The sequence below is a fragment of the Streptomyces sp. WMMB303 genome, from assembly GCF_029351045.1.
Classification (GTDB): Bacteria; Actinomycetota; Actinomycetes; order Streptomycetales; family Streptomycetaceae; genus Streptomyces.
The window spans coordinates 980,592-1,006,679 of sequence record NZ_JARKIN010000001.1 but is presented as its reverse complement, the minus strand read 5'-3'; the positions used below and the strand labels follow the sequence as shown (position 1 = coordinate 1,006,679).

Below are 26,088 nucleotides of genomic sequence, written 5' to 3'. Positions count from 1 at the left end.
CGGGTGCGTCTGCGGCGAAGAGTCTGTTATGCCTGGTACATAGCCGAATGTACCCTGAGTGGAGCACACCCGATGCCCCACGCGGCGGGAAGGCGGACACATGGCTGCGGTCGGCGGAGTGCCCTGCTGGGTGAGTCTGATGACCCCGGATCAACGGGCCGCCGAGGAGTTCTACGGACCGGTGCTGAGCTGGACGTTCGTCACCTCGGACGCGGGCCCCGACCGGCGGATCGCCACGGTGGCCGGTCAGCCGGTCGCCGGGATCAACCAGCTCGGCCCCGGGGCCGGCCCGGAGGCCGAGCGCTGGACCGTCTACTTCCAGGTCGAGGACGCCGACGTGGTCGCCGAACGCATCGCCGAGCGGGGAGCGACCGTCGCGGTCGGCCCGCTGCGCGCCGGAGGCGGCCGTGCCGTCATCGCGGCCGACCGGTGGGGCGCGCCGTTCGGCCTGTGGCAGGGCGACGGGCCCGCCTCCTGGTGGGTGGGCTCCGGTCCCGCGCCCGCCTGGCTTCAGTTGCACACTTCCGACGCCTTCGCCGCCGCCGTCTTCTACGGCGAGATCTTCGACTGGATGGCCGACCCGAGCCACGGGGTCACCTACGAGGAGCAGTACGACGAAATCGTCGTGCGGGTCGACGGCGCCGCGGTGGCCGGGCTGCGCGGCGGCGCGCCGGAGGCGCCGCCGGATCCGGGTATCCGGGCGCGATGGGAGCCGTACTTCCGGGTACCCGACCTGGACGCGGCGCTGAGTGCCGCGGAACGGGAAGGCGGCGCCGTCGCCACCCCGCCCCGGGTCGGCCCCCTGGGGCGGACCGCGACGCTCCGTGATCCCAAGGGAGCCTCCTTCTGTCTGCTCAGCGTGTAAGGAGCACACCATGCAGGAGAACGACAAGAACGGACCGATCCAGGACGACGAGGCCAAGAAGCGGCTCCACGGCGACCTGCGTTCCAACCGCGAGGAAGGGCGGGAGATGGAGCCCTCGGGCGAGGACCAGCCCGAGCCCTTCCGGGACCCGCAGGCCCTGCGGACCGGCGGCACCCCTGCCGGGATGACGCCCCGCGATGTCGAGCTGCGCTCGGAGATCGCCCAGTACCTGGGACGGCACCTGTACCCGACCGGGCGCGCGGAGGTGCTGGACGCGCTGCGTGCCGAGCACGCCCCGGACCGGCTTGTGGACATGGCCGCGGGGCTTCCCGCCGACGCCCGCTTCACCAACGTGCAGGAGCTGGCCCAGGCGCTCGGTCTGCACACCGAGTCGCGCCGCGGCTGAGCCGCCCGGCCCGGCCCGGCCCGGGTCGGCCCGGTTCCGAGCGCGTCGCGCTCGTCCGGAACAGGGGGCGGCCCGTCCGATCCCGCGGGATGGGGCGGGCCGCCGGTCTGTCCGCCTGATTGCGCGGCGCCGGGGCCGGCCCCGCGGCGAGGCGGAAGCGGACGGCGCGGTGCATCCCGGACGGGTCGCGGGGACCGGCGCGCCGCCGGATGCCGCCCGGCTCGCACGCGCGTTCCTTTCAAGCTGCCCCGGGCCACCTGATCGGGGGAACATGCTCGGGCGCGAAGAGGGAATCGGGCAGCGATGACGTTCTTCCGTGAAGTCGAGAGCAGAATGGAGCGCTTCTCCGACTCCTTGTGGCGGCTGTTCGTGCGCGGCGCCGAGGAGCAGGTCGAGGTGCTGGAGGTGCTGCGCCGCGAGTGCGAGGCGAAGGCGGTCATCGTGGGCCGGGGCCGCACGGTGGTGCCCAACGTCTTCGAGCTGGAACTGCCCTCCGAGAGCTACGCGCGGCTGGCCGGCCAGGCAGAACCGGTCGGTGAGCGGCTCGCGTCCGAGGTGCGGCGGCACGCCGCCGAGCGGCGCTTCAGCTTCGCGGGGCCGGTCGCCGTCCGGCTGTGTCCGCCGCGCGCTGGGCAGGATCCGCCGCGCTACCGGGTGCACAGCAGTATCACCCCGCGTCCCTGACCCTCACCCCGCGCCACCCCGCGCCCCTGACCGCGCGCACGGGGGACTCCGCACAGCAAAAAACAGAGCCGATCACGCCCGCTCAGCAGATCGCGCAGAAAGGCTCGTTCCGGCCATTGACACCCCTCTGAGCCCTCCTTAGTGTCACATCGCTATTTCGAACATGTGTCGAAATCTCGAACATGGCGGACGACCTCAGGAGCGGCTCTCGTGCGCATCACCGGTATCAGTACCCACGTGGTCGGGACGCCTTGGCGGAACCTGACCTATGTCCAGGTCCACACCGACGAAGGACTCACCGGGGTCGGCGAGACCCGGATGCTGGGCCGTACCGAAGCCCTGCTCGGCTATCTGCGGGAGGCCGAGGTCAACCACATCGCCGGCTCCGACCCCTTCCGCACGGAGGACCTGGTCCGGCGGATGAAATACGGGGACTACGGGCGCGCCGGCGAGATCGTGATGTCCGGCATCGCCTGCGTGGAGACCGCCTGCTGGGACATCAAGGGCAAGGCACTCGGCGTGCCCGTGTGGCAACTGCTGGGCGGGAACCTCACCGAGGCCGTCCCCGCGTACGCCAACGGCTGGTACACCACCGAACGCACACCCGACGCCTACCACCGGGCGGCCCGGGACGTCATGGCGCGCGGCTACCGCGCCCTGAAAATCGATCCGTTCGGCACCGGCCACCTGGAACTCTCGTACGCCGAGACGCGGTACGCCGTCTCGCTCATCGAGGCGGTGCGTGACGCCATCGGCCCCGAGGCGGAACTCATGCTGGAGATGCACGGCCGGTTCGCGCCCGCCACCGCCGTCCGACTCGCCCGCGAGATGGCGCCGTTCCGGCCCGCGTGGCTGGAGGAGCCGGTGCCACCCGAGAACCTCAAGGCGCTCGCTAAGGTCGCGGACAAGGTGGACATGCCGGTGGCGACGGGCGAACGCATCCACGACCGGATCGAGTTCCGGGAGCTGTTCGAGAGCCAGGCCGCCGACATCGTCCAGCCCGACCTCGGACACCTCGGCGGCATCGGCGAGACCCGCAAGCTGGCGGCCACGGCCGAGACCCACTACACGCTGGTGGCGCCGCACAACGTCGGCGGCCCGGTGCTGACCGCCGCCAGCCTCCAGGTCGGCTTCGCCACGCCCAACTTCAAGGTGCTGGAACACTTCAACGACTTCGCCGACGCCGAGATCAGGAAGGTGGTCAGGGGCGCGCCCGAGGTGGACCCCGCGACCGGCTGCTTCCCGCTCTCCCGGGAACCGGGCCTGGGCGTGGAGCTGGACACCGACGCCGCAGCGGAGTTCCCCCAGCAGCGCGCCCACTTCGACCTGTGGGCCGAGGGCTGGGAGACCCGCGACCCGAGCGGCGCCGGCCGGTGACCGCCGCGACCACCGGAGCCGTCGACGGCCGCGCCGTCGTCCTGGAGGCCCCCGGCACCGTCCGCCTCGTCCCGCACACCCCGCGGCCGCCCGGCCCCGGCGAGGCACAGGTCCGCGTGCACGCCGCCGGGATCTGCGGCAGCGACCGCGAGCTGCACCAGGGCAACCGCCCCGCGCCGTACGCGCGCTATCCGGTGACGCCCGGTCACGAGTGGTCGGGCACCGTCGAGGCGGTCGGCGACGGGGTGCCCGGCGAACTGGTGGGCCGCAAGGTGGTGGGGGAGGGGTTCCGCAACTGCCAGCTGTGCGACCGCTGCCGCACCGGTGAGACCACGCTGTGCACCGCCGGGTACGCCGAGACCGGCTTCACCGAGCCCGGCGCCATGGCTCCCACCCTCACCCTCCCGGCCCGGCTGCTGCACCCGCTGCCGGACGACGCCGATCTGACCGCGGCGGCCCTCCTGGAACCCGCCGCCTGCGCAGCGGCCGCCGCGCTGCGTGCCCGCGTCCGCGCCGGGGACCGGGTGGCCGTCGTCGGGGACGGCACCCTGGGGATGCTCGCGGTCCGGCTGCTGGCCGCCGGCTCGCCCGCGGAGTTGCTGGTGACCGGTGCCCGCCCCGGGCGCGCGGAGCTCGCAGCCGGGTTCGGCGCCACCGGCTACCGGCACCACCGGGAGACCGCGGGGCTCGGCGGCTACGACACCGTGGTCGAGGCGGCGGGGGTGCCCGGTGCCGCCCGGCAGGCGGCCGGGCTGCTGCGGCGCGGCGGACGGCTGGTGCTCACCGGTATCCCGCCCGCCGGCGCTGCGGAACTCGACCCCGCCGCCCTCGTCCTGGGCGCGTTGCGGGTGGACACCGTCTTCGGCGCCCCGCCCGCCGCCTGGGCGCACGCGGTGCGCGCCTTCGCCCGCGGACTGCTGGATCCGCTGCCGCTGGTCACCCACCGGCTGCCGGTGACGGAGTTCGAGCAGGCCGTCGCCCTCGTGGCCGACGGCGATCCCGCGGTGGGCAAGGTGCTGCTGCGCCCCTGACGCCCGCACTCCCGCACGGCCACCCGCCCCGTACCGAAGGAGCCCCGTGACCACCAGCACCGCACCCCGGCTGCCGGGTGAACCCGCCCTCACCGCCCTGGAACTGCCCCCTTCCCCGCCCGAACCCGCCGACACCTCCCCGCACGCCTTCCCCGACGGCGGCCGCTGGCGCACCGAGGTGCCCTCCTGCGAGGGACCCGAGGCGCTGGCCGTCGTCCTGGCCGAGTCGGCCCGGCTCGAGGTGCCGCTGCACCGCATCAGCCAGGGCAGCGGCATCTGGATGCTCACCGACGCCGAGATCACCGAGATGGTCCAGGCGTGCGCCGAACGGGATATCGAGCTGTGCCTGTTCACCGGCCCGCGCGGCACCTGGGACACCGGAGCCGCCACCCGTACCGATTCCGGCGGCGCAGGGCTGCGGGCCCGCGGCCACAGCGCACTCGCCGGGTGCGTGGAGGACGCGGTGCGCGCCACCGGGCTGGGGGTGCGCTGCCTGCTCGTCGCCGACGAGGGGGTGTTGTGGACGCTGCACCGGGCCCGCGCCGCCGGCATCCTGCCCGCCGGTACCACGCTGAAGGTCTCCGCGCTGATCGGGCCGGTCAATCCCGCCTCGTACGCGGTCTACGAGCGGCTCGGTGCCGACTCGCTGAATGTGCCCAGCGATCTGACGCCCGACCACCTCACCGAGATCCGGCGGGTCAGCGCGGCGCCCATGGACATGTACATCGAGGCTCCCGACGACCTCGGCGGCTATGTGCGGATGTACGAACTGGCCGAGCTCATCCGGCGCGGCGCCCCGCTCTATCTGAAGTTCGGGCTGGCCAAGGCGCCCGGCGTCTACCCCTCCGGGCGGCAGCTGCGCGCTGCCGTGCTGGACACGGCGCGCGAGCGGGTGCGCCGCGGCCGGCTCGCCCTGGACCTGCTGGCCCGGCACGGCGCCGAGGACGGGATGTCCCCGCTCGGCGCCCGGCTGCCGGGCCCACTGCACCGCTTCGCACACACCGAGTCCGAAGGGAAATGACGATGCGCACCCGCAGACGCCGTACCGCCGTCTCCGCGGTACTGGCCGCCACGCTCGTCGCCGCACTGGCCTCCTGCGGCCAGGAAGCGCGCGGCGGCAGCCGCTACCAGCCGGACAAGGGCAAGGGCGGCACGATCGGCCTGGCCATGCCCACCAAGTCGTCCGAGCGGTGGATAGCCGACGGCAGGAACATGGCCGAGCAGTTCCGCAAGGCCGGGTACAAGACCGACCTGCAGTACGGGGACGACAAGGTCGAGAACCAGGTCGCCCAGATCGAGAACATGATCACCAAGGGCCACCGGCTGCTGGTCGTCGCCGCCATCGACGGCTCGGCACTCACCAACGTCCTCAGGCGGGCCGCCGACGCCCACATCCCGGTCATCTCCTACGACCGGCTCATCCTCGGCACGAAGAACGTCGACTACTACGCGTCCTTCGACAACGAGCGCGTCGGCGAACTCCAGGGCCAGTACATTCTCGACCGGCTCGGACTGGAGAAACCGGACGAGGACGCCGACGAGCACTACACCATCGAGCTGTTCGCCGGCTCCCCGGACGACAACAACACCAAGTACTTCTGGAACGGCGCGCTGAAGAAACTGCGGCCCTTCCTGAAGACCGGACAACTGGTGGTGCGCAGCAAGCAGACGAAGATGAACCAGGCGACCACCCTGCGCTGGGACGGCGGAAAAGCGCAGAAGCGGATGGACGACCTGATCAGCAAGAACTACGGCAGCACCGACGTGGACGCGGTCCTCTCGCCCTACGACGGCATCTCCATCGGCATCATCTCCGCGCTCAAGAGCGCCGGCTACGGCAGCAAACGCCATCCGCTGCCCGTGGTCACCGGTCAGGACGCCGAGCTGGCCTCGGTGAAGTCCATCGTGGCCGGGGAGCAGACCCAGACCGTCTTCAAGGACACCCGCAAGCTGGCCAAGCAGGCCGTGCGGATGGGCGACGCGCTGCTCAACGACAAGAAGGTCGAGGTCAACAACACCACCGACTACGACAACGGCAAGAAGGTCGTGCCCGCCTACCTGCTCAAACCGGTCTCCGTCGACAAGTCGAACACCCAGCTCCTGGTCGACGAGGGCTACTTCACCGAGGGGCAGCTCAAGTGAGCGCGGCCGACGGTGACACCGGGCAGGGACGCCCGGTCCTGGAGATGCGGGGGATCACCAAGACCTTCCCCGGCGTCACGGCACTCAGCGAGGTCAACCTGACCGTGCGCCCCGGGGAGATCCACGCCGTCTGCGGGGAGAACGGTGCGGGCAAGTCGACGCTGATGAAGGTGCTCAGCGGGGTCCACCCGCACGGCAGCTACCAGGGCCGGATCAGCTTCCGGGGCGAGCCGGTCGCCTTCAAGGACGTCCGCGCCAGCGAGCAGTGCGGCATCGTCATCATCCACCAGGAGCTGGCGCTGGTGCCGTTCCTGTCCATCGCCGAGAACATCTTCCTCGGCAACGAGCAGCGCGCCGGGCGCGGGTTCGTGGACTGGGGCGCCACCATGCGGCAGGCGGCCGGACTGCTGCGCCGAGTGGGTCTGCGGGAGAACCCGCAGACCCCCGTCGCCGATCTCGGCGTCGGCAAGCAGCAACTGGTCGAGATCGCCAAGGCGCTGTCCAAGCAGGTGGAGCTGCTCATCCTGGACGAGCCCACCGCCGCGCTCAACGACGAGGACAGCGCCACCCTGCTCGCCCTCATCCGGGAGCTGCGCGAGCAGGGCATCGCCAGCATCGTCATCTCGCACAAGCTGGGCGAGATCCGCCGGATCGCCGACACCGTCACCATCCTGCGCGACGGCCGTACGATCGAGACGCTTCCGGTCCGGGCGCACCCGGGCGACGCCCCGGAACTGTCCGAGGACCGCATCATCCGGGGCATGGTCGGCCGCGATCTCGACCACCGTTTCCCGGACCGCACCCGGTACCGCGGCGAGCACAGCACCGCGCTGGAGGTGTCCGGGTGGACCGTGCGGCACCCCGTCGACCAGCAGCGCAAGGTCGTCGACGATGTGTCGCTGACGGTGCGCCGCGGTGAGATCGTCGGGCTGGCCGGGCTGATGGGCGCGGGCCGAACCGAGCTGGCGATGTCCGTCTTCGGCCGCTCCTACGGGCGCTACGAGTCCGGCACGGTGCGGATCGACGGCCGCGAGGTGCGCACCAGGACCGTCCCCGCCGCGATCGGTGCGGGCCTGGCGTATGTCACCGAGGACCGCAAGCAGTACGGCCTCAACCTCATCGACACCATCAACCGCAACATCTCGCTGGCCTCGTTGAGCGGGCTGGCCCGGCACGGTGTGGTCGACGAGCACCGCGAGAGTTCCGTCGCGGAGCGCTACCGCACCTCCATGAACATCAAGGCGCCCACCGTGCACGAGCAGGTCGGCCGGCTCTCCGGCGGCAACCAGCAGAAGGTCGTGCTCGGCAAGTGGATCCACGCCGACCCCGAGGTGCTGATCCTCGACGAGCCGACCCGGGGGATCGACGTGGGCGCCAAGTACGAGATCTACACCGTCATCGACGAACTCGCCGCGCAGGGCAAGGCGGTGCTCTTCATCTCCTCCGAGCTGCCCGAACTGCTGGGGATGTGCGACCGCGTCTACACCATGGCCGAGGGCCGGCTCACGGCCGAGGTCGCCCGCGCGGACGCCACCCAGGAGGTCCTGATGCGCCACATGACCCGGAACAGAAGCTGAGGCCCGCCATGACCACCACGACCGAACCCACCGACGCCCCGCCCTCCGCGCAGGGGACCGCCCGGTCGGCGGCTTCCCTGCTGTTGGAGAACGTACGCGGCCACATGCGGCAGTACGGCATGCTCACGGCGCTCGTCTTCATCATCGTGCTGTTCCAGATATGGACGGACGGCACGCTGCTGCTGCCGAACAACGTCTCCAACCTGATCCAGCAGAACGGCTACATCCTCATCCTGGCCATGGGCATGATGATCGTCATCATCGCCGGTCACATCGACCTCTCCGTCGGCTCGCTGGTGGCCTTCGTCGGCGCCATGGCCGCGGTGATGATGGTCGAGCACGGCATGCCGTGGGTTCCGGCGCTGATCCTTTCGCTGCTGATCGGCGCCGTCGCCGGGGCGTGGCAGGGATTCTTCATCGCCTATGTCGGCATCCCCTCCTTCATCGTGACGCTCGCCGGGATGCTGCTCTTCCGCGGACTGACCCAGATCGTGCTGGGCGGCCAGTCCCTCTCGCCCTTCCCCACCGGCTTCCAGAACCTCGCCAAGGGCTTCATCCCGGAGATGGGCCCCTACACCCAGTACCACAACCCCACGCTGGTGATCGGGCTGATCGCCATCGTCCTGCTGCTGCTGCGCGAGCGGCGCGACCGCAGGCGGCAACTGCGGTACGAGCTGGAGGTGCTGCCCACCACGCTGTGGGTCGCCAAGTGCGTGGCCCTGGTCGCCGCCGTGCTCGCCTTCACCCTGACGCTCGCCAGCTTCCACGGGGTGCCCGTGGTGATGCTGGTGATGTGCGCGCTGCTGATCGGGCTCGGCTACGTGATGCGCAACGCCGTCGTCGGCCGGCACGTCTACGCGCTCGGCGGAAACAAGGCCGCCGCCAAACTCTCCGGCGTCAAGGACCAGCGCGTCACCTTCCTCGTCTTCGTCAACATGGGCGTCCTCGCCGCGCTGGCCGGGTGCGTCTACGCCGCCCGGCTCAACTCCGGCACCCCGCAGGCCGGCCTCAACTTCGAACTGGAGGCCATCGCCGCGTCCTTCATCGGCGGCGCCTCCATGAGCGGCGGCGTCGGTACCGTGGTGGGCGCGGTCATCGGCGGACTCGTCCTCGGCGTGCTCAACAACGGCATGTCCCTGGTCGGGATCGGCACCGACTACCAGCAGGTCATCAAGGGGCTGGTGCTGCTGGCCGCGGTCGGGTTCGACGTCTGGAACAAGCGCCGGGCCGGCCGCTGAGAGCGGCGGCGGAACCGGACCGGAGGCCCGGCACCATACGGTGCCGGGCCTCCGGTCCGGTCGCCCGCGCCGCGGGCTGCCGCCGCTGTGCGCCCACGGCGAGCAGGCCCGGGGCCGGCGAAGGCTCACCCGGTGGGCGTCACCCGGCGAAGGGCGGCCCGCACAGCCCCCGCCCCGCGTCGCGGAGGACCAGCAGCGAACCGGCCGGCTGCCGGGGTGCGGCGAGCCCGGCGCGGGCCGTGGTGATGTACAGATCGCGCAGCCCGGCGCCGCCGAAGGCGCAGGCGGTGGGCCGCCGCACCGGCAGCTCCACCACCCGGTCCAGCGCGCCTCCGGGCGTGTAGCGCCGCACCGCGCCCCCGTCCCACAGCGCCACCCACACGCATCCGTCCGCGTCCACGGTCAGTCCGTCGGGGTAGCCCGCGCCCGGCTCGACCTCCGCCAGCGGGCGCCGTCCGGTGGGCAGCCCGTCCTCCCGGATGTCGAACACGTCCAGGCGCCGGGTGGGGCTGTCGACGTAGTACAACCGCCGCCCGTCGGGGCTCCAGCCGGTTCCGTTGGAGACGGTGACGCCCGCCAGCACGGTGCCGGCCCGGCCGTCCGGCGCGAACCGCGCGAGGGCGCCGCCGCCCGGCGCCTCGTCGTAGCGCATCGTGCCCGCCCACAGCGCGCCGTCGGGGGCGACGGCCGCGTCGTTGCCCCGGCGGCCGGGCACCGCCTCGTGACGCAGCCAGCGGAAGCGGCCCGCCGCGTCGTACAGCCCGATCCCGTCCCGCAGGTTGACGACCAGCCCACCGCCCGCGCGCGGCTTGGCCGCGCCCACGTGCTGCTCGGTGGCCAGCACGGTGCGCCCGCCCGTCACGGGGTCGAAGGTGTGCACCCGGGAGGCGAGAATGTCCACCCAGATCAGCCGCCCGGCGGCCGCGTCCCAGGTGGGGCCCTCGCCGAGCACGGCAGTCGCGGGCACGGCGGTCTCGGCTCGCATCCCGGTCACCGCCCCGGGTGCCCCAGCCGCTCCGACAGCCGCCCGGCGCCGCGCCGGGCCAGTTCCGCGAGCTCGTCCCCGCGCTCCCGGTTCCAGCGGATCAGCGGCACGGAGACCGACAGCGCCGCCACCACCCGGCCGGAGCGGTCGCGGACGGGCGCGGCCACGCAGCTCACGTCGGTGTTCGACTCGCTCTCCTCGACGGCGAACCCGCGCTCGGCGACCTGCTCCAGTTCTTTCCGCAGCGCCGCCACGTCGGTGACGCTGCTGGGCGTCATGGCACGCAGTCCGGCCCCGTCGGGCAGCCGCGCGGCGAGCTCCTCGGCGGGCAGGGAGGCGAGCAGCATCTTGCCGACGGCGGTGCAGTGCGCGGGCAGTCGGCGGCCCGCGGCCGAGACCATGCGCACGGCCTGGGTCGAGTCCACCTTCGCGACGTAGATGACGTCGGTGTCCTCCAGGATCGCCACATGCACCGTCTCCTGGCAGCTCTCGGCCACCGCGCGGGCCACCTGCTGCCCCTCGGCCGCCAGGTCGAGCTGCTCGGCGTACCGGCTGCCGAGCTGGTAGGCCCGCACGCCCAGCCGGTAGTGGCCCGCTCGGCCGGGCACCGGCTCCAGGTAGGAGCGGGCTGTCAGGGTGCCGACCAGCTCGTGCACGGTGGTGCGGGGCAGGCCCAGCCCGCGCACGATGTCGGGTGCCGACAGCGGGCCGTCCCGCTCCAGGAACAGCTCCAGAATGTCCAGCGCCCTGGTCACCGCGGGCACGAGCCGTCCCATGGCTCCTCCTGTTCGACATATCGAAGAGCGATCGCCTCTCCGAACATCCTAGCGGGCGCGGTGGAGGTGTACGAGGGGGTGCGCCGGTCCACTCGGGAGTCATGAGCTACACCAACCCTGACCCCGATCCGGACACCACCACCGGTCTGGAGGCCGGTGGCGAGGTGCCGCCCGGCGAGACACCGCCGGCGGAGGGCAGCACATCGGAGTCCGGTCCCTTCGAGAAGCACAACCCCGCCACCGGCTGGAGCGTCGTGCCGGTCGTGCTCATCACCCTCGTCGTCGTCGCCGTGCTGCTGTTCTTCGTGGGCTACCTGGTCGAGTTGCAGTAGCCCGCTCTCTCCGCCGCGGCCGTGTGCGATGGCTGCTGTGCCCCGCGCTCCGGGCCGACCGCTCGCCCGGTTGCGCGGCCACCGTGCGTCGACCGGCGCCCACCCCGCGCATTCGAGGATGACCTGCGAAGATGCCGTGCGGCGTGGTGTGTGTCACGGTGAAATCGAGCCGTTGAAACACGGCGGCGCCGGCACAGATTCTGCCCGGAAGCGGACTGGGGGTCGCTTCCCGCCTGTCTTGCGCAGCACCCATGTGAGACGTGGGAGTGAGCAGTCCATGAAGACCACGCAGATTCGCACCACCGAGGACGACAGCCCCATCGTCGCCCCGGACCAGGGCGGCAGCGACCCCTTCCCGGCCGAGGACGCCGCGGCGTCCCACAGCCCTCGGGGCGGAGTCACCTCCGACGAGGCCGACCCGTCCACCTCGGCCCGCACCCCCCGTCGTACCCATCACGACGCGCCCGACACCGCGGCCGACTTCGCCGCGCTGGCGAAACTGCCCGAAGACTGCCCCGAGCGCCGTCGGCTCCAGGACTGCGTGGTCACGGCGTGGCTGCCGATGGCACACCGGCTGGCCCGCAAGTTCCGCAACCGCGGCGAGTCGCTCGAAGACCTCGAGCAGGTGGCCGCGCTCGCGCTGGTCAAGTCCGTCGAGCGCTACGACCCCGCCCGGGGCAACGCCTTCGAGACCTTCGCCATCCCCACCATCTACGGCGAGCTCAAGCGCCATTTCCGGGACAACATGTGGGAGATCCACGTCCCGCGCCGCGTCCAGGACCTGCGCAACCGCGTCCGCGCGAGCCTGCGGGAGCTGGAGCTGACCTCGTCCGGGCGCTCCCCGACCGTCGCCGAGCTGGCGGCCCACAGCGGCCTCTCCGAGGAGGACATCCTCACCGGGATGGAAGCCCTCCAGTGCTTCAACTCGCTCTCCCTGGACGCACCGGTCGCCTCCGAGGCCGGTGGCGGAGGCGACGGCGGAGACGGGGCGATCTGCCTGATGGACACCCTCAGCTCCGACGAGGGCGGCTACGACCACGTCGTCGACCGTGAGGCGGTCCGCTCCTGCCTGTGCCGCCTCCCCGAGCGCGAGCAGCGCCTGCTGTATCTGCGCTTCTTCCGCGAGCTCACCCAGTCGCAGATAGCCCGTCGGCTGGGCGTCTCGCAGATGCACGTCTCCCGCCTGCTCGCGGCGGCCTGCCGGCGGGTGCGCGAGGAGATCGAGGAGCGGGAGGACGAGGACAGCAACGCCCGCCCGCCGCGCGCCGCCGCCTGAACGGCCCCGGGCCGAACTCCCCCGCTCCCGGGTCCCCGGAGGCGGGCTCTGGCCGCGCCGACCCGGTAGGCGCGGGACCCGCCGCCGATCCGACCGGCCCTCCGTGCGCCCCGGGCAGGGCGCTACTCGTCGCCGCGCAAGTGCTCGACAGCGGTGCGGGCGGCGGCACCGATGACCGCGTCCGCGCGGGGCAGCCTGCGGTCCGCGCGCGCGGCCTGCGTGAAGACGACAGCCGTGTATCCGCGCCCGTCGGCCAGTTCGACCACGCCGGCCTCATGCCGCATCGCGCCGAACGTCCCCGTCTTGCCGTACACCGCCACCTCGTCGTAGGGGAAGCCTGCCGCGAGCCGGTGCTGCCAGGGCTGGAGCCCCATCGTGGCGCGCATGAAGGCGCAACTGCCGGGGGAGGCGGCCTCGTCCAGCCAGACGGCGCGCAGCAGTGCGGCGAGCTCCGCCGGGGTGGTCGCGGCCGCCCACGCGGGGTCGTAGACGCCCGGCGGCACCGCCCGGTCGTTGTCGGCGATCCGGGCCAGGGCCGCCTCCACCGACTCCGCGCCGGTCTCCGCGAGCAGCCGCGCCAGGGATCCGGCGGCGCCGCCGTCCAACCGGGTGCGGGAGAGCCCGAGCGCCGCGCAGGTCTCCTCGACCGCCGCGGTACCGACCTGCCGCAGCACGGCGTCGGCCGCCGCGTTGTCCGAGATGCTCATCATCATGACGACCAGATCGCGCAGGGACATCGACACCTCGTCCCGCAGCAGGGAGAGACCGGTCGGCCCGGGAAGCCGGTCCCCGGGGGGCAGCGTGAGGCGCTGCCGCGGGTCGAGTGCGCCCGCGTCCACCTGCCGGCAGTAGGCCACCATGAGCGGCACCTTGTAGACCGAGCCCATCAGCGCGAAGCCGTCCGCGTCGACCGTCACCCGGGCCGAGGGGCGGCGCAGTTCGGCCACATGCAGCCAGCCGCGCACCCCGGCGTCCTCGAACATCCCCCGCAGCGTGCGCTCCACGCCCTTGCCCGAGGCCGGGCTCATCGCCCGCCCTCCCGAACCGTTCGCCCGGCGGCCAACGCCTCCACCAGCACTTCGGCCGCCGCGTCCGCGCCGGCCGCCGCCAGCCGCCGCGCGTCCCACACCACACGCAGCCGCAGCGGCAGCGCCGGAGCGGTGGTCGGCTGCCGCACGACACCGTCGGCCCGCAGTTCGGAGTCCGCGGTGACCAGTACGGCCTGCCCGGCGGCTGCCAGGGCGAGTCCGGCCCGTTCGTCCGAGACGACCACCGTCTCCACCCGCCGCCCCCGCCCCGCCAGCGTGTCCAGGAACAGGTCGTGTGCGGCGGGCGCTTCAGCCCGCGGACGGACGGCGTACGGCAACTGCCGGACCCCCGGGCCGTCGGTACCGCCGGGGGCCAGCAGCCAGGTCGGCAGCAGCGCCACCGGTCCCGCGGCCGGCCCGTGCAGAACGGCGGGGTGGCGCACCACGGCCAGATCCAGCCGTCCCGCGGAGACGTCCGCCAGCAGGGCGGCCGTCGGCGCGGTCAGCACCGAGACCCGGCCGCTGACACCGGCCCGGACCGGGGCCGCGGCGAGCGCGGCGCCGAGCGGGGGCGGCAGTTCGGGCGGCAGACCGAGCCGGAGGCGCTGCCCGTCCGCGTGCTCCCGCGCCCCGTTCTCCCGCAGTTCGGCCAGTGCGGTCAGGGCGCGGCGCGCGTGCGGGAGCAGCAGCGCGCCTTCCGGGGTCAGGGACACCGCGCGCCCCCGGTCGAAGAGCCGCACTCCCAGCAGCGCCTCCAGTCGTCGCAGAGCCTGCGAAAGCGGCGGCTGGGTGATGCCCACGCGCTGTGCGGCGTCGCCGAAGTGTCCCTCTTCCGCGAGCGCGACGAAGATCTCCAGATGCCGCTCCGTCAGCATGCGCCCCCCCGTGGTCTGCGGCGATATGCCGAGCGAATCGTTTTCCAATCGAGAGTGTATTCGACATCGAGGTTCCCCTGGGTTTGACTCCCTGCTCCCGAGCCCGGTCCGGCCACCGCGGCGCGGGAAGCCCGCACAGCCCCGGACCGAGGAGTCACCCATGCCGGACCAGCAGTCCGCAGTCGTCCCGCAGCGCCCGAGCCGCCGGGGTGTGCTGCGCACCGGCCTCGCCGCCGGAGCCGTCGGCGCCACGGGGATCGCCACAGCCTCCGCGGCCGGCGCACTCCCCGGCCTCGGGGCGACCGACGCCCGCCCCGCCACCCGCCGCGGCCGCCCCGGGAACAGCGGGGTCCGGCTGCGCTGGCTGGGCATCGCGGGCTGGGAGATGACCTTCGACGGACACCGGGTGGTGATCGATCCCTACCTGACCCGCCAGCGCTTCACGGGCGCCGACGGCAAGCCCGACATGACCAGGAAGCTGGAGGTGGACCACCGCATCATCGACCGGGTGCTGCGCGAACACCTCACCGCGGCACCTGAGTTCCTGCTGCTCACCCACGGCCACTGGGACCACCTCGCCGACGTCCCCTATCTGCTTGAGCACCCGGCCTGGCGGGACGCGGAGATCACCGTGCTCGGCTCGGAGACCCATCTGCACCTGCTCACCGCCATGGGAGTCCCCGGCAAGGGGCGCAAGCACCGGCCCGCGGTGGTCTCCGGCGGTGAGGTGCTGCGCCACCCCCTGCAGCAGTCCGGCAGGCGTTCCCGTCCCGACTACACCGTCGAGGTGGTGCGCAGTCTGCACAGCCAGGTCGGCGGCTACGGCTTCGACCCCTACGGCACCCTGACCGCGCCACCGGCCCGGCCCCGGACCCTGAACGACCTGGTCGAGGGCGGCACGCTCGGCTATCAGGTGACCGTCGGCGACCGGCTGACGGTCTTGTTCCTGAGCGGTACGGCCAACTTCGCGGCCCGAGAGGTCTCCGGCGCCCGGCCCGACGTCCTGGTGCTCGGCGCCAGCGGGCACGCCGCCGTGCACGACTACGTCGAGCGCGCCCTCGAAACACTGGGCGGGCCCCGCGTCATCGTGCCCAGCCACCACGACGACCTGGTCACGCCGCTGGACGACCCCGCGGTGCACGGTACGGTCGACCGGGCCGCCGTCGACCGGCTCCGCAGGGCCGCGGGCTCCGGCAGCCGCGTCCTGTCGCCCCGCCACCTGGACCGGTTCGAAATCTGACACCGCGCCCACCGGGCCCCGGTGCCGTGCGGTGCCGCGGGGGCCCGGAGGGCGGCTCCGCTCCACCGACGCCGTCACCCGCAGGAGTGGCGCGTGCCCGGTCCGGGGCTGAAAACCTCCCATACTGGCAGGTGAGCGTTCAGCGTCGACCCTGACGGATGTCAGGGTCGACTAGGATGCCCGCGGCCGGAGGGGGAGGCAGAGGATGGAGACGGTCATCGTGCAACTGCCGGACCGGCGGGAAGGTGCCGCCGGGTCCGCCGACCGGCCGTGCCTGCTGCGTCTCGGTCCCGGCGAGACGGCGGACTTCGGCCGCGGCGGTCCGGGCATCCCGGTCCAGGTGGCGCTGCCGGATCCGGGGGTGTCCCGGCTCGCGGGACGGATCACCGCGGCCGAGGACTACTGGCGGCTCTCCAACTACAGCGGGCACGTCACCTACGTGGTGGAGAACATGGAGGGAGCGGGGGAGCATGTGAAGGTCGCGCCCGGCAGACTGGGCGCGCCGGTGCCCTTCGAGTTCTCCCGGGTGGTGCTGCCCTCCCGGGACGGCGAGGTGCGTTTCAAGGTGTTCGCGCCCGAACACGCCTACCAGGACGGGGGCTCCGGAACCGGTGCCGGTGAACCGACGCAGAGCCCCTTCGCGCTGGACCGGACCGCCAAGTACTTTCTGGTGCTGCTCGCCCTGTGCGAACCCCGACTGCGTGACCCCTCCAGCGGTGCCCTGCCCGGCGTCAGCGAGATCCTGGAGCGACTGCGCCCGCTGGAGAGCTGCCGGGAACTGACCCGCTCGGCGGTCAACTACCACATCGAGTACCTGGCGACGGTCAAACTCCGGTTGCGCGGCGAGGAGGAGGGCGGCACCGGCAACCACCACAAGCGCGCCGAACTCGTCGCCCTCGCACTCCGTTTCGACCTGGTGCGCGAGGAGCACCTCTCGCTGCTGCGCCCCGCCGGGCAGCAGCGCGCCGCGGATGACTGACCAGGCGCGGGAGCGGCTCGATGTGCCGGCCGGCTACCGGGTGGGGGAGTGGGAGCTGGCCGGTCGGCTCGGCGCGGGCAGTTGGGGCGTCGTCCACGCGGCCCAGCGGGCCGGCGACGGCGCACCGGCCGCTGTGAAGCTCCTGCCGACCCAGTTGCTGCCACCCGGGCAGCGCGCGTCCATGGCCGAGGCGGTGCGCCGCGAGGCGCGCTTCGGCCTGGAGACCCGCCACCCGAACCTGGTGCGGATCCGCGAGGTCCGCACCGTCCACGATCCCGAGCGGCCCGGCCTGGACGGTGCCACGGCCCTCGTCATGGACCGGGCCGAACTCAGCCTTCAGGAGCGGCTGGAGAGCCGTGGGGCGGAGGCCGGCCCGCTGCCGGACGCCGCCCGCGTTCTGGCCGCTGTCGGCGCCGGACTGGCACACATCCACGAGCGTGGCTGGGTGCACGGCGACCTCAAGCCCGGCAACGTGCTGCTGGGGCCGGAGGGCGAGGTGTGGCTGGGCGACTTCGGGCTGACGGCCGAACTCGACGGCACCCACGCCTACGTGCCGCCGCTGGGTTCCCTCGATCACGTACCGCCCGAGTGGTGGTCGGAGCGCGAGGGCGGCAGCAGCGTGCTGCGCCCCACGGCGGACATCTGGGCCTTCGGGGTGCTGGCCCACCAGGTGCTCACCGGCGGGTTGCACCCCTTCCCGGGCGGCACTCCGCGGGCCCGCGCGCTCTCCGCCCAGGCGTACGCACGCGGTGGCGCCGAACTGCGGCTGCACAACGGCGTCCCGGAGGACTGGCGGGCACTGATCACCGCCTGCCTCGCCCCTGACCACGCCGCCCGGTCCGTACTCGGCGCCACCGAACTCGCCGCACGGGCCCGGGAAGCGGCGCCGGGCCCCGGCGATCCGGACCGTGGCCCCGGCGGGCCGGGTGCGGGCCGCTCGCGGCGCCGGCTCGCCCTTCTCGTAGCGGCGGTCGCCGTCGTGCCGCTCGCGGCGGGGGCGTTCGCGCTGCTGCGGACCGGCGAGGACCCGGCAGCAGCCGAGGCCGGTGCCCCCTCGGCGCGGGTCTCCGGGGCCGTCCCCGCGGACTCCGACGTGCCCCGCGCGCTGCGTCCGGTCATCACCAGGGCGGCGCTCCAGTGTTCCGAGGACGAGGTCACCCCCGCCTTCCTCGCGGCCATGCTGAAGGCGGAGAGTGGTTTCGACGCGGATGCCAGGCGGCCCGGGAGTGACGAGTACGGGATCGCCATGTGGACACCGTCGGTCTTCAAGGGGTGGGCCAGGGACGGTGACCACGACGGGGACAAGAGCTACATGTCACCTCCCGACGCCATCGCGGCGATGTCCGCTTACGTGTGCTGGCTGGATCGGCAGTACAAGAAGAACGGCATGGAGAAGGAGCTGCCCGCGCTGATGGCGGCCGGCTACCGCACCAGTTCCCGCACCGTCGTCGAGGCGGGCGGCGTTCCGGCGCGGGTGCGCCCGCACGTGGAGCGCGTCCGGCGGTATCTGGCCGAGTACACCCGCTGACGGTCCGTCCCGTCGTCCACCGCCGGGCCCGGCCGCTACGACGACGGGGTGCGACGGGGGCGCTGGTGGGTCTCGCCCGTCATCTCCTCCAACTCGAGGCGCTTGGTCTCCGGCAGTTTCGTGCGGACGAAGACGAAGGACAGCAGCGCGAAGGTGGCGAACGCACCGTACAGCCAGGTCAGTCCCACCTTGCGGGTCATGGGTTCGAAGGAGAAGGTGACCAGGAAGTTGAAGATCCAGTTGGAGGCGGTACCGATGGCCAGGGCCATCGCCCGCATCCGGTTGGGGAACATCTCCGCCAGCATCACCCACATGATCGGGCCCCAGGAGAGGGCGAAGAACACCACGAAGGCGTTGGCACCGATCAGCGCCAGGGGCCCGTACGGGGACGGGAGGGACACGTCGTCCCCGCTGCCCCGCTGATGCGAGAAGGCGACGGCGGTCAGCGCCAGGGCGCAGAACATCCCCACGGACCCGATGCTCAGCAGCCTGCGCCGCCCGGCCCGGTCGATGAACAGCATGGCCACGACCGTCATGACCACATTGACGCCCGCGGTGATCACCGAGGTGGTGAAGGAGTTCGACTCGCTGAAGCCGACCGACTTCCACAGCGTGGTCGAGTAGTAGAAGATCGCGTTGATGCCGACCAGTTGCTGGAAGGCGGCCATGATGATGCCCACCCAGACCAGCGGATGCAGCCCGAACCGGGTGCCGCGGATGTCCGCGAGGCTGCTGCGGTGCTGTTTGCGCAGGGTGGCGCGGATCTCGGTGATCTTCGCCCGTGGGTCGCGTTCACCACTGACCCGGGCCAGTACCGAAGCCGCCTGATCATCCCGGCCGGTGAGCACCAGATAGCGCGATGACTCGGGAATCAGCAGAGCCAGCACTCCGTAGACGGCGGCCGGGAGGACGCCGACCAGGAACATCCACCGCCAGGCCGGCAGCCCCCACCACAGGTCGTTCGCGGCGCCACCGGCGGCGCCGGCCAGCCCCTTGTTGGAACTGAGCACCACCAGTTGCCCGATGGTGATGGCCAGTTGCTGGAGCGAGCCGAGCGCGCCGCGCCCGGAGGCGGGTGCCACCTCGGAGATGTAGGCGGGCGCGATCACCGACGCGATACCGATGCCCAGTCCGCCGATCACCCGCCACAGCAGCAGGTCGGGTACCGAGAAGGCGAAGGCCGAGCCCGCGGAGCTGATGACGAACATGCCCGAGCCGAGCAGCATCACCTTCCGCCGTCCCCACCCGTCCGCGAGCCGCCCCGCGTACCAGGCGCCGACCGCGCAGCCCAGCAGGGCGATGGAGACGACGAATCCGGACAGGAAGGCGCCCAGCCGGAAGTGGTCCGAGAGCGCGTCGACGGCGCCGTTGATGACGGAGGAGTCGAAGCCGAAGAGGAAGCCGCCGACCGCGGCGGCGACGGAGATCCCCACCGCCTTGCCATGGTGTTCGGAGGCCGCTGCGCCGTCGGCCTGCTCAGTCATCCCAGCCACCTGTCCTTTCGTTGCGATAAGTCTGCATCGTCGCCCCAGTGCGGTCCGGGGTTCACCGTTCCTCCGCGCGGCGGTCATCTATGAGATTGGGATCGGCCAACCGTGGTACACGGCCCGTCACTTGATCGACCATCACATGAAAGGCAGAGGTGATCGCAGATGAACGGGTCCTCGAGAACCACGCGCGGCGCGGTGTTCGGCTCGGCCGGGCTGCTCGTCGGTGTGGCGCTGCTCAGTGGCTGCGGGAGCGGCGACGAGGGCGGCTCAAAGGACTCGGACAAGGCCGGGTCCTCCGACTCGGCGCAGGCGCAGTCCCCGGCCGAGGCGGTGCAGGCCACCAACGAGAAGACCACCCAGGCCGAGACCGCGAAGATCGCGATGACCGTGACGACCTCCGGGGGCCAGGCCCAGGGGAAGAAGGTCACCGGCGACGGCGTCATGGATCTGCAGGACGGCACCAGCAAGCTGACGCTGGACCAGGGGCCGAACACCATCGAGCAGCGGGTCGTCGATCAGGTCCTCTACCAGAAGCTGCCGAAGAAGGCGGCGGAGCAGCTTCCGGACGGCAAGACCTGGATGAAGGTCGACCTCGGGGAACTGCAGACCCGGGGCGGCGGGAACAAGGGACTCAACGACCCGGCGGGCTCTCTCGCGTACACGAAGTCCCTCTCCGAGAAGAACGTCGAGAAGCTCGGCACGGAGAAGGTCGGCGGGACGAAGACCACGCACTACCGGGTGCGTCTCGACCTCGCCAAGATGGCGAAGGGCGACGCGGCACAGCAGAAGAAGCTGCGCGAGCAGCTCGGCGACGAAGTGCCGATGGAGCTGTGGATCGACGACAAGGGGATGACCCGCCGCCAGGAGATCGAACTGCAGGTGCAGCCCTCCGGCGCCGAGGGCGGCAAGAAGCAGAAGGTCAAGACGGTCGTGGAGCTCTCCGACTTCGGTACCGAGGTGGACGTGCAGCCGCCGCCCTCCGGGAAGACCGCTGATATGACCGACCAGGCGGCCAAGGGGGCGAAGCAGTCCTCCTGACCGGACGGTGCGCCGGACCGTGCCCGGGGACGGACCGGGCCCGGCGGCGGGGCAGGGACGGTCCGGCTACCCCGCCGCTTCGGTCAGTGCCGCCAGTACCGGGCTGATCAGCGGGTGCTCCTCCGCGCCCCGGCGTACGGCGGCGAACACCCGCCGGGTGGGCGCGCTGTCGTCCACCGGATGCACCGCGACCCCGCTCGCCGGGGTGCCCAGCAGTGCCGACCGCGGCACCAGGGCCACCCCGGCCCCGGCGGAGGCCAGCGCCACGACCGCGCTGAAGTCGTCGGAGTAGTGCTCCATGGCGGGTTCGAAGCCCGCGTTCTCGCAGGCGAGCACGACCACGTCGTGGCACGGGTTGCCGGGGAACGGGCCGATCCAGGTGTCCTTGGCCAGTTCGCCCAGCGGCACCCGCTCGGCGCCGGCCAGCCGGTGCCCGCGCGGTACGACGGCGTCGAAGGGTTCCGCGTACAGCGGCACCCGGGTGAGCCGCGGGTCGTCCGCGCTCGGCGCGCCCCGGTACTCGACGGCCACCGCCACGTCCGTCTCCCGGTCCAGCACCATCGGCAGGCTGGCGTCCCCCTCCGCGTCCTGGACCCGCACCCGGATGCCCGGCGCCGTGCCGGCCAGCCGGGCGAGCGCGGGCGCCACGACCAGCCCGATACCGGTGGCGAAGGAGGCCAGGTCCACTCGGCCGGCCGCGCCCGAACCGTAGGCGGCCAGTTCCGCCTCGGCGCGCTCCAGCTGGGCCAGCACCCGATGCGTGTGCGCGAGGAGGATCTCCCCGGCCGGGGTGAGCCGTACCCCCTTGGTGCCGCGCTCGACCAGTCGGTGGCCGGTCTCCTGCTCCAGTGCGCTGAGCTGCTGGGACACCGCGGAGGGGGTCAGATAGAGCGCGGCGGCAGCGGCGGTCACCGTGCGATGGTCGGCCACCGCACGGAGGATGTGCAGCCGCCGCGCTTCGATCACGTGAGTGATTGTCCCCCAGCCGCACCGGTGAGCTCTGCCCGGGATGCGGCAAACGCGGCAACCGCCCGCTCGACGTCCTCGGTGGAGTGCGCCGCGGAGAGCTGCACCCGGATCCGGGCCTGCCCCTGCGGCACCACCGGATAGGAGAAGCCGATCACGTACACGCCGCGCTCCAGGAGCAGCTCGGCCATCCGGGCAGCCTCGGCCGCGTCGCCGATCATGACGGGCACGATCGCGTGCGAGCCCGGGAGGATCTCGAAGCCCTGTTCGGTCATCCGGCGGCGGAACAGCTCGGTGTTGGCGTCCAGCTTCTCCCGCAGGTCACCGGCGGACTCCAGCAGGTCGAGGACCTTCAGGGAGGCCGCCGTGATCACCGGGGCCAGGCTGTTGGAGAACAGGTAGGGGCGTGAACGCTGGCGCAGCAGCGCGACGATCTCCGCGCGAGCCGCCACATACCCGCCCGAAGCGCCGCCCAGCGCCTTACCGAGAGTGCCGGTGATGAGGTCCACCCGGTCCATCACGCCGTGCAGCTCGGGCGTGCCGCGCCCCCCGGCCCCGACGAACCCGACCGCGTGCGAGTCGTCGACCATCACCATCGCGTCGTAGCGCTCGGCCAGGTCGCAGATCTCCGGCAGCGGTGCCAGATAGCCGTCCATCGAGAAGACGCCGTCGGTGACGATCAGCCGCCGCCGCGCGTCCTGCGCCTGCTTGAGCTGCTGCTCCAGATCCGCCATGTCGCGGTTGGCGTAGCGGAAGCGCCGGGCCTTGGAGAGCCGGATGCCGTCGATGATGGAGGCGTGGTTGAGCGCGTCGGAGATGACGGCGTCCTCCGCGCCGAGCAGCGTCTCGAACACGCCGCCGTTCGCGTCGAAGCAGGACGAGTAGAGGATGGTGTCCTCCTGGCCCAGGAAGGCCGAGAGCCGCTCCTCCAGCTCCTTGTGCACCTCCTGGGTGCCGCAGATGAAGCGCACCGAGGCCATCCCGTAGCCCCACCGGTCCAGCGCCGCGTGCGCGGCGGCGATCACCTCGGGATGGTCGGCCAGGCCCAGGTAGTTGTTCGCGCAGAAGTTGAGGACCGCCTCTCCCTCCCGCTCCTCGGCTCCACCGCCGGTGACCCGGACGTCGGCCGACTGAGGCGTGCCGATGACCCGCTCCGGCTTGTGCAGTCCGGCGGCGGTGATCTCTTCGAGGGTGGCGCGCAACTGGTCGCGTACGGAGTCGAACATTCCAGCTTCTCCAAGGGTCGGCGTGGGACGGGGCCGGGGGCGGTGCACGGTGGCACCGCGGCGCCCGGCGCAGGAAACGGGACGGGGAGGGACCGGGGAGGACAGGTCCGGGGGACGGACGGGTGCGGGCCGGAGAGGGCGGTGACTCAGGTCGTCCAGTCGAGGATGACCTTGCCGCCGCGCCCCCGCCCCGCGTCGTCGAAGGCGGCCTCGTGGTCGCGGTAGCCGTACCGGCCGGTGATCACCGGAGCGAGGTCGAGGCCGCCCTCCAGCAGCACCGACATCGCATACCAGGTCTCGAACATCTCCCGGCCGTAGATGCCCTTCAGCGTGATCATGGAGGTGACGATCCGGGCCCAGTCCACCGCGAACTCCTCGGCCGGCAGACCGAGCATCGCGATCTTCCCGCCGTGGGTCATGTTGGCCAGCATGTCGCGCAGCGCCACCGGGTTGCCCGACATCTCCAGGCCCACGTCGAATCCCTCGCGCAGCCCCAGCGCCCGCTGACCGTCGGCGATGCCCGCATCGGAGACGTTCAGCGCCAGCGAGGCACCCACCGTGCGGGCCAGCTCCAGGCGCTCCTCGCTGACGTCCGTGACCACGACGTTCCGCGCTCCCGCGTGCCGGGCGACGGCCACCGCCATCAGACCGATCGGCCCCGCGCCCGTGATCAGCACGTCCTCGCCGACCAGCGGGAAGGACAGCGCGGTGTGCACGGCGTTGCCGAACGGGTCGAAGATCGCCGCGATGTCCGGGTCCACCGGCGTGCGGTGCACCCACACGTTCTCCGCGGGCAGCGCCACATACTGGGCGAAGGCGCCGTCGCGGCCCACGCCGAGCCCGACCGTGGCCCGGCACAGATGCCGCCGGCCGGCCAGGCAGTTACGGCAGGTGCCGCAGACCAGATGGCCCTCCCCGCTCACCCGGTCACCGGGCTTGATGCCGGTCACGTCCCGGCCGGTCTCCACGACCTCACCGGTGAACTCGTGTCCCACCACCAGCGGCGCGGACACCGCCTGCCGGGCCCAGCCGTCCCAGGCGCGGATGTGCAGATCGGTGCCGCAGATCCCGGTGCGCTCCACCTGGATCAGCACCTCGCCGGGTCCGGTCTCCGGCTCCGGCACGTCGGCCAGCCACAGTCCCGGTTCGGCCTTCTCCTTGACCAGCGCCTTCACGCCACGGCTCCTGTCGTCTCGCGCCACGGCAGGGCGAAGCGGGGCCCGCCGGCCCTGTGCCCTGGAGTGGGGGTGGAAAGCGGTGCCGCTGCACGCACCGCCGGGACGAATGTGCCGTACAGCGGCCCCGGGGTCCATCGAGGATTTCTTAACCGCACCCGCAGCTCGCCTTCACACCCCTCCGGCGATCCGTGCCGCTCCCCGCAGGGCCGCCGGGAATCCTGGAGGCCGCCCGCCCGCCCGCCCGGCCCGCGCGGTCGCGGCGCCCGGGCGCCCGGGATATACGTGGCTCATGGCCGACAACCCCGAGCCCCGCCCGCCGCTCACCCGGTGACATGCGCCTCGTCCCGCCCCTGGCCCCGATGACGGCCCGCACGGTGGAGGCGGTGCCCCGCGCCGGGGGCCTCGCCTACGAGGCCAAGTGGGACGGCTACCGGGTGCTGCTGTTCGCCCGAGCCGAGACGCCCCGCCTCCAGTCCCGCCGCGGCAACGACCTCGGTGCCGGGTTCCCGGACATCCTGCGGGCCGCCGCCGACCTCGGCGAGGAGGCGGTCATGGACGGGGAACTGGTGGTGATCGAGGACGGCGCGGTCGACTTCGGCGTGCTCCAGTCCCGGGCCCGGCGTACCGGGCCCCGTGCCGAGGCCGCGGCCGCCGCGCACCCGGCCCACTTCATCGCCTTCGACCTGCTGCAGCTCGGCGACGAGGTGACCATGGGCCGCCCCTACCGGGAGCGCCGCGCCCTGCTGGAGGAGATCTTCACCCGCCTCGACCTGCAGCCGCCCTGGGCGCTGTGCCCGATGACCACCGACCCGGACCGGGCCCGCGAGTGGCTCGACCCGGCCTGGGGCGCGGTCGGCGTCGAGGGCATGGTCGTCAAGGGGCTGGGACAGCCCTACCGCCCCGGCGAGCGCGGCTGGCGCAAGCTGCGGGCACGCGCCACCACCGAGGCCGTGATCGGCGCGGTCACCGGCCCCGAGACCGCGCCGGACATGCTGCTGCTGGGCCGCAACGACCCGGACGGGGTGCTGCGGATGGTGGCGCAGAGCACCCCGGTCACCTCCGCGCTGCGCCGCGAGATCGGCCCGCTGCTCGCCCCCGCGGCCCCCGGCCACCCCTGGGAGCACGCCCGGTTCCGGTCCGGCTGGGGCACCCGGGACATCCTCGCGCACCGCTGCGTCGCCCCCGAACTGGTCGTCGAGTTCGAGGCGGACGTCGCCTTCGACGAGGGCCGCTGGCGCCACCCGGTACGGGTCCGCCGGCTGCTCCGCGACGCCGCGCCCGGAGAGATCCCGCGCTTCCCCTCCGGCCCCGCCGACTGAACCGCCGGGCACCGCCCGCGCTCCGGAGGGCCGCCCGCAATCCGATGCGTCCGCGGCGGGGGAGTGACCCGCAGAGGCCGTCTCGTGCCCTGTCCGGCTCAACACCGCGCGCACGGTGCGTCTGCCCGGTGCAGCGTGGGAGTCAGCGACCGCTGCCAGGCCGTCCTCGCGAGTGCGACCCGGCGCCTCTGGCCTCGGCCGCCGAAGAGACCGCCCCCCGACGACCGCCCGCGCCCCCGATGCGCCGGATACGGTCCGGCCGAACAGAAGGAGTCCCCATGCACCGCATTCCCCGCCTGCCCCGCACCGCGACCACCCTCGCAGCGCTCACCGTGACCGCCCTGGTCCCGCTGTGCGGAGTGGCCCAGGCGGCCCCGGCCGACAACCGCGGAACCACCGCGGCAGCGCCGGCCTCGAGCGCCGACCGCCAGGACTCCCGCGACCAGGGAGGGCCCCGGCTGGTGAAGCTCGGCGACCGTGAGGGCCTCCTGGGGCTCGGACTGCTCGGCCTCCTCTGACGCCTGCCCCGCAC

Annotated in this window: 25 protein-coding genes; 17 read left to right on the top strand and 8 right to left on the bottom strand. The window is 72.7% G+C overall.

All coding sequences use genetic code 11. The annotated features are described in order from the left end of the window. Positions 1 to 139: 139 nt before the first annotated feature. The 9 genes from P2424_RS04600 (at position 140) to mmsB (ending at position 9,320) form a co-directional block, all read left to right on the top strand. Entirely contained in the window at positions 140 to 865 is a 726-nt protein-coding gene (locus tag P2424_RS04600) for a VOC family protein (protein WP_346660065.1), read from the top strand. Positions 866 to 875: 10 nt separating this feature from the next. Further along, positions 876 to 1,271, top strand: a complete 396-nt coding sequence (locus P2424_RS04595) for a DUF2795 domain-containing protein (RefSeq protein WP_276474511.1) — start codon at positions 876 to 878, stop codon at positions 1,269 to 1,271. Positions 1,272 to 1,574: 303 nt separating this feature from the next. Beyond that, positions 1,575 to 1,955, top strand: a complete 381-nt coding sequence (locus P2424_RS04590) for a DUF3662 domain-containing protein (protein WP_276474510.1) — start codon at positions 1,575 to 1,577, stop codon at positions 1,953 to 1,955. Positions 1,956 to 2,165: 210 nt separating this feature from the next. Continuing rightward, the gene (locus P2424_RS04585; RefSeq protein ID WP_276474509.1) at positions 2,166 to 3,332 is read left to right on the top strand and encodes a mandelate racemase/muconate lactonizing enzyme family protein; all 1,167 of its coding nucleotides are present in this window, start codon (positions 2,166 to 2,168) and stop codon (positions 3,330 to 3,332) included. Beyond that, positions 3,329 to 4,363, top strand: a complete 1,035-nt coding sequence (locus P2424_RS04580) for an alcohol dehydrogenase catalytic domain-containing protein (protein ID WP_276474508.1) — start codon at positions 3,329 to 3,331, stop codon at positions 4,361 to 4,363. The genes P2424_RS04585 and P2424_RS04580 overlap by 4 nt, the downstream gene beginning before the upstream one ends. Before the next feature lie 46 nt (positions 4,364 to 4,409). After that, entirely contained in the window at positions 4,410 to 5,384 is a 975-nt protein-coding gene (locus P2424_RS04575) for a hypothetical protein (protein WP_276474507.1), read from the top strand. A gap of 2 nt (positions 5,385 to 5,386) precedes the next feature. Beyond that, entirely contained in the window at positions 5,387 to 6,505 is a 1,119-nt protein-coding gene (gene chvE, locus P2424_RS04570; protein WP_276474506.1) for a multiple monosaccharide ABC transporter substrate-binding protein, read from the top strand. A gap of 44 nt (positions 6,506 to 6,549) precedes the next feature. After that, the gene (gene mmsA, locus P2424_RS04565) at positions 6,550 to 8,082 is read left to right on the top strand and encodes a multiple monosaccharide ABC transporter ATP-binding protein (protein WP_276478821.1); all 1,533 of its coding nucleotides are present in this window, start codon (positions 6,550 to 6,552) and stop codon (positions 8,080 to 8,082) included. 8 nt (positions 8,083 to 8,090) lie between these two features. Then, on the top strand, positions 8,091 to 9,320 hold the full coding sequence (gene mmsB, locus P2424_RS04560; protein WP_276474505.1) for a multiple monosaccharide ABC transporter permease: 1,230 nt from the start codon (positions 8,091 to 8,093) through the stop codon (positions 9,318 to 9,320). A 139-nt stretch (positions 9,321 to 9,459) separates the two neighbouring features. On the opposite strand, the gene P2424_RS04555 is transcribed toward mmsB, so the two are convergent. Next, complete coding sequence (locus tag P2424_RS04555; protein ID WP_276474504.1) at positions 9,460 to 10,305, bottom strand: SMP-30/gluconolactonase/LRE family protein; 846 nt, start codon at positions 10,303 to 10,305, stop codon at positions 9,460 to 9,462. Between the two features lie 5 nt (positions 10,306 to 10,310). After that, positions 10,311 to 11,081 (bottom strand): IclR family transcriptional regulator, encoded by a 771-nt coding sequence (locus P2424_RS04550; RefSeq protein WP_276474503.1) that lies wholly within the window; start codon positions 11,079 to 11,081, stop codon positions 10,311 to 10,313. A gap of 101 nt (positions 11,082 to 11,182) precedes the next feature. On the opposite strand from P2424_RS04550, the gene P2424_RS04545 reads away from it, so the two are divergent. Together P2424_RS04545 and P2424_RS04540 are read left to right on the top strand one after the other, a co-directional pair. Next, complete coding sequence (locus P2424_RS04545) at positions 11,183 to 11,413, top strand: DUF6480 family protein (RefSeq protein ID WP_276474502.1); 231 nt, start codon at positions 11,183 to 11,185, stop codon at positions 11,411 to 11,413. Positions 11,414 to 11,690: 277 nt separating this feature from the next. Beyond that, on the top strand, positions 11,691 to 12,689 hold the full coding sequence (locus tag P2424_RS04540; RefSeq protein ID WP_276474501.1) for a SigB/SigF/SigG family RNA polymerase sigma factor: 999 nt from the start codon (positions 11,691 to 11,693) through the stop codon (positions 12,687 to 12,689). Positions 12,690 to 12,811: 122 nt separating this feature from the next. Here the strand turns inward: P2424_RS04540 and P2424_RS04535 are convergent, their stop codons facing one another. Both P2424_RS04535 and P2424_RS04530 read right to left on the bottom strand, forming a co-directional pair. Further along, positions 12,812 to 13,717, bottom strand: a complete 906-nt coding sequence (locus P2424_RS04535; RefSeq protein ID WP_276474500.1) for a serine hydrolase — start codon at positions 13,715 to 13,717, stop codon at positions 12,812 to 12,814. Beyond that, a complete protein-coding gene (locus P2424_RS04530; RefSeq protein ID WP_276474499.1) occupies positions 13,714 to 14,592 on the bottom strand; it encodes a LysR family transcriptional regulator in 879 nt (292 codons plus the stop codon). Before P2424_RS04530 ends, P2424_RS04535 begins: the two co-directional genes overlap by 4 nt. 160 nt (positions 14,593 to 14,752) lie before the next feature. Between P2424_RS04530 and P2424_RS04525 the strand changes: the two genes are divergently transcribed. The 3 genes from P2424_RS04525 (at position 14,753) to P2424_RS04515 (ending at position 18,339) form a co-directional block, all read left to right on the top strand. Continuing rightward, a complete protein-coding gene (locus tag P2424_RS04525; protein WP_276474498.1) occupies positions 14,753 to 15,832 on the top strand; it encodes an MBL fold metallo-hydrolase in 1,080 nt (359 codons plus the stop codon). Between the two features lie 205 nt (positions 15,833 to 16,037). Beyond that, a complete protein-coding gene (locus P2424_RS04520; RefSeq protein WP_276474497.1) occupies positions 16,038 to 16,811 on the top strand; it encodes a serine/threonine protein kinase in 774 nt (257 codons plus the stop codon). Further along, on the top strand, positions 16,804 to 18,339 hold the full coding sequence (locus tag P2424_RS04515) for a serine/threonine-protein kinase (protein ID WP_276474496.1): 1,536 nt from the start codon (positions 16,804 to 16,806) through the stop codon (positions 18,337 to 18,339). Before P2424_RS04520 ends, P2424_RS04515 begins: the two co-directional genes overlap by 8 nt. A 35-nt stretch (positions 18,340 to 18,374) precedes the next feature. Here the strand turns inward: P2424_RS04515 and P2424_RS04510 are convergent, their stop codons facing one another. Next, on the bottom strand, positions 18,375 to 19,823 hold the full coding sequence (locus tag P2424_RS04510; protein ID WP_276474495.1) for a sugar porter family MFS transporter: 1,449 nt from the start codon (positions 19,821 to 19,823) through the stop codon (positions 18,375 to 18,377). 168 nt (positions 19,824 to 19,991) lie between these two features. Here P2424_RS04510 and P2424_RS04505 point away from each other — a divergent pair, with 168 nt between their 5' ends. Beyond that, the gene (locus tag P2424_RS04505; protein ID WP_276474494.1) at positions 19,992 to 20,867 is read left to right on the top strand and encodes an LppX_LprAFG lipoprotein; all 876 of its coding nucleotides are present in this window, start codon (positions 19,992 to 19,994) and stop codon (positions 20,865 to 20,867) included. 66 nt (positions 20,868 to 20,933) lie between these two features. Here P2424_RS04505 and P2424_RS04500 read toward each other — a convergent pair whose 3' ends face one another. The 3 genes from P2424_RS04500 to tdh form a co-directional block, all read right to left on the bottom strand. Beyond that, positions 20,934 to 21,833, bottom strand: coding sequence for a LysR family transcriptional regulator (locus tag P2424_RS04500; RefSeq protein WP_276474493.1), 900 nt, complete (start codon positions 21,831 to 21,833; stop codon positions 20,934 to 20,936). Continuing rightward, complete coding sequence (locus tag P2424_RS04495; protein ID WP_276474492.1) at positions 21,830 to 23,059, bottom strand: glycine C-acetyltransferase; 1,230 nt, start codon at positions 23,057 to 23,059, stop codon at positions 21,830 to 21,832. The genes P2424_RS04500 and P2424_RS04495 overlap by 4 nt, the downstream gene beginning before the upstream one ends. A 146-nt stretch (positions 23,060 to 23,205) precedes the next feature. After that, positions 23,206 to 24,234 (bottom strand): L-threonine 3-dehydrogenase, encoded by a 1,029-nt coding sequence (gene tdh, locus P2424_RS04490; protein ID WP_276474491.1) that lies wholly within the window; start codon positions 24,232 to 24,234, stop codon positions 23,206 to 23,208. A 335-nt stretch (positions 24,235 to 24,569) separates the two neighbouring features. Between tdh and P2424_RS04485 the strand changes: the two genes are divergently transcribed. After that, positions 24,570 to 25,556: an ATP-dependent DNA ligase gene (locus P2424_RS04485; RefSeq protein ID WP_346660064.1), complete on the top strand. Its 987-nt coding sequence runs from the start codon at positions 24,570 to 24,572 to the stop codon at positions 25,554 to 25,556. Between the two features lie 278 nt (positions 25,557 to 25,834). After that, positions 25,835 to 26,074 (top strand): hypothetical protein, encoded by a 240-nt coding sequence (locus tag P2424_RS04480; RefSeq protein ID WP_276474489.1) that lies wholly within the window; start codon positions 25,835 to 25,837, stop codon positions 26,072 to 26,074. Positions 26,075 to 26,088 lie beyond the last annotated feature (14 nt).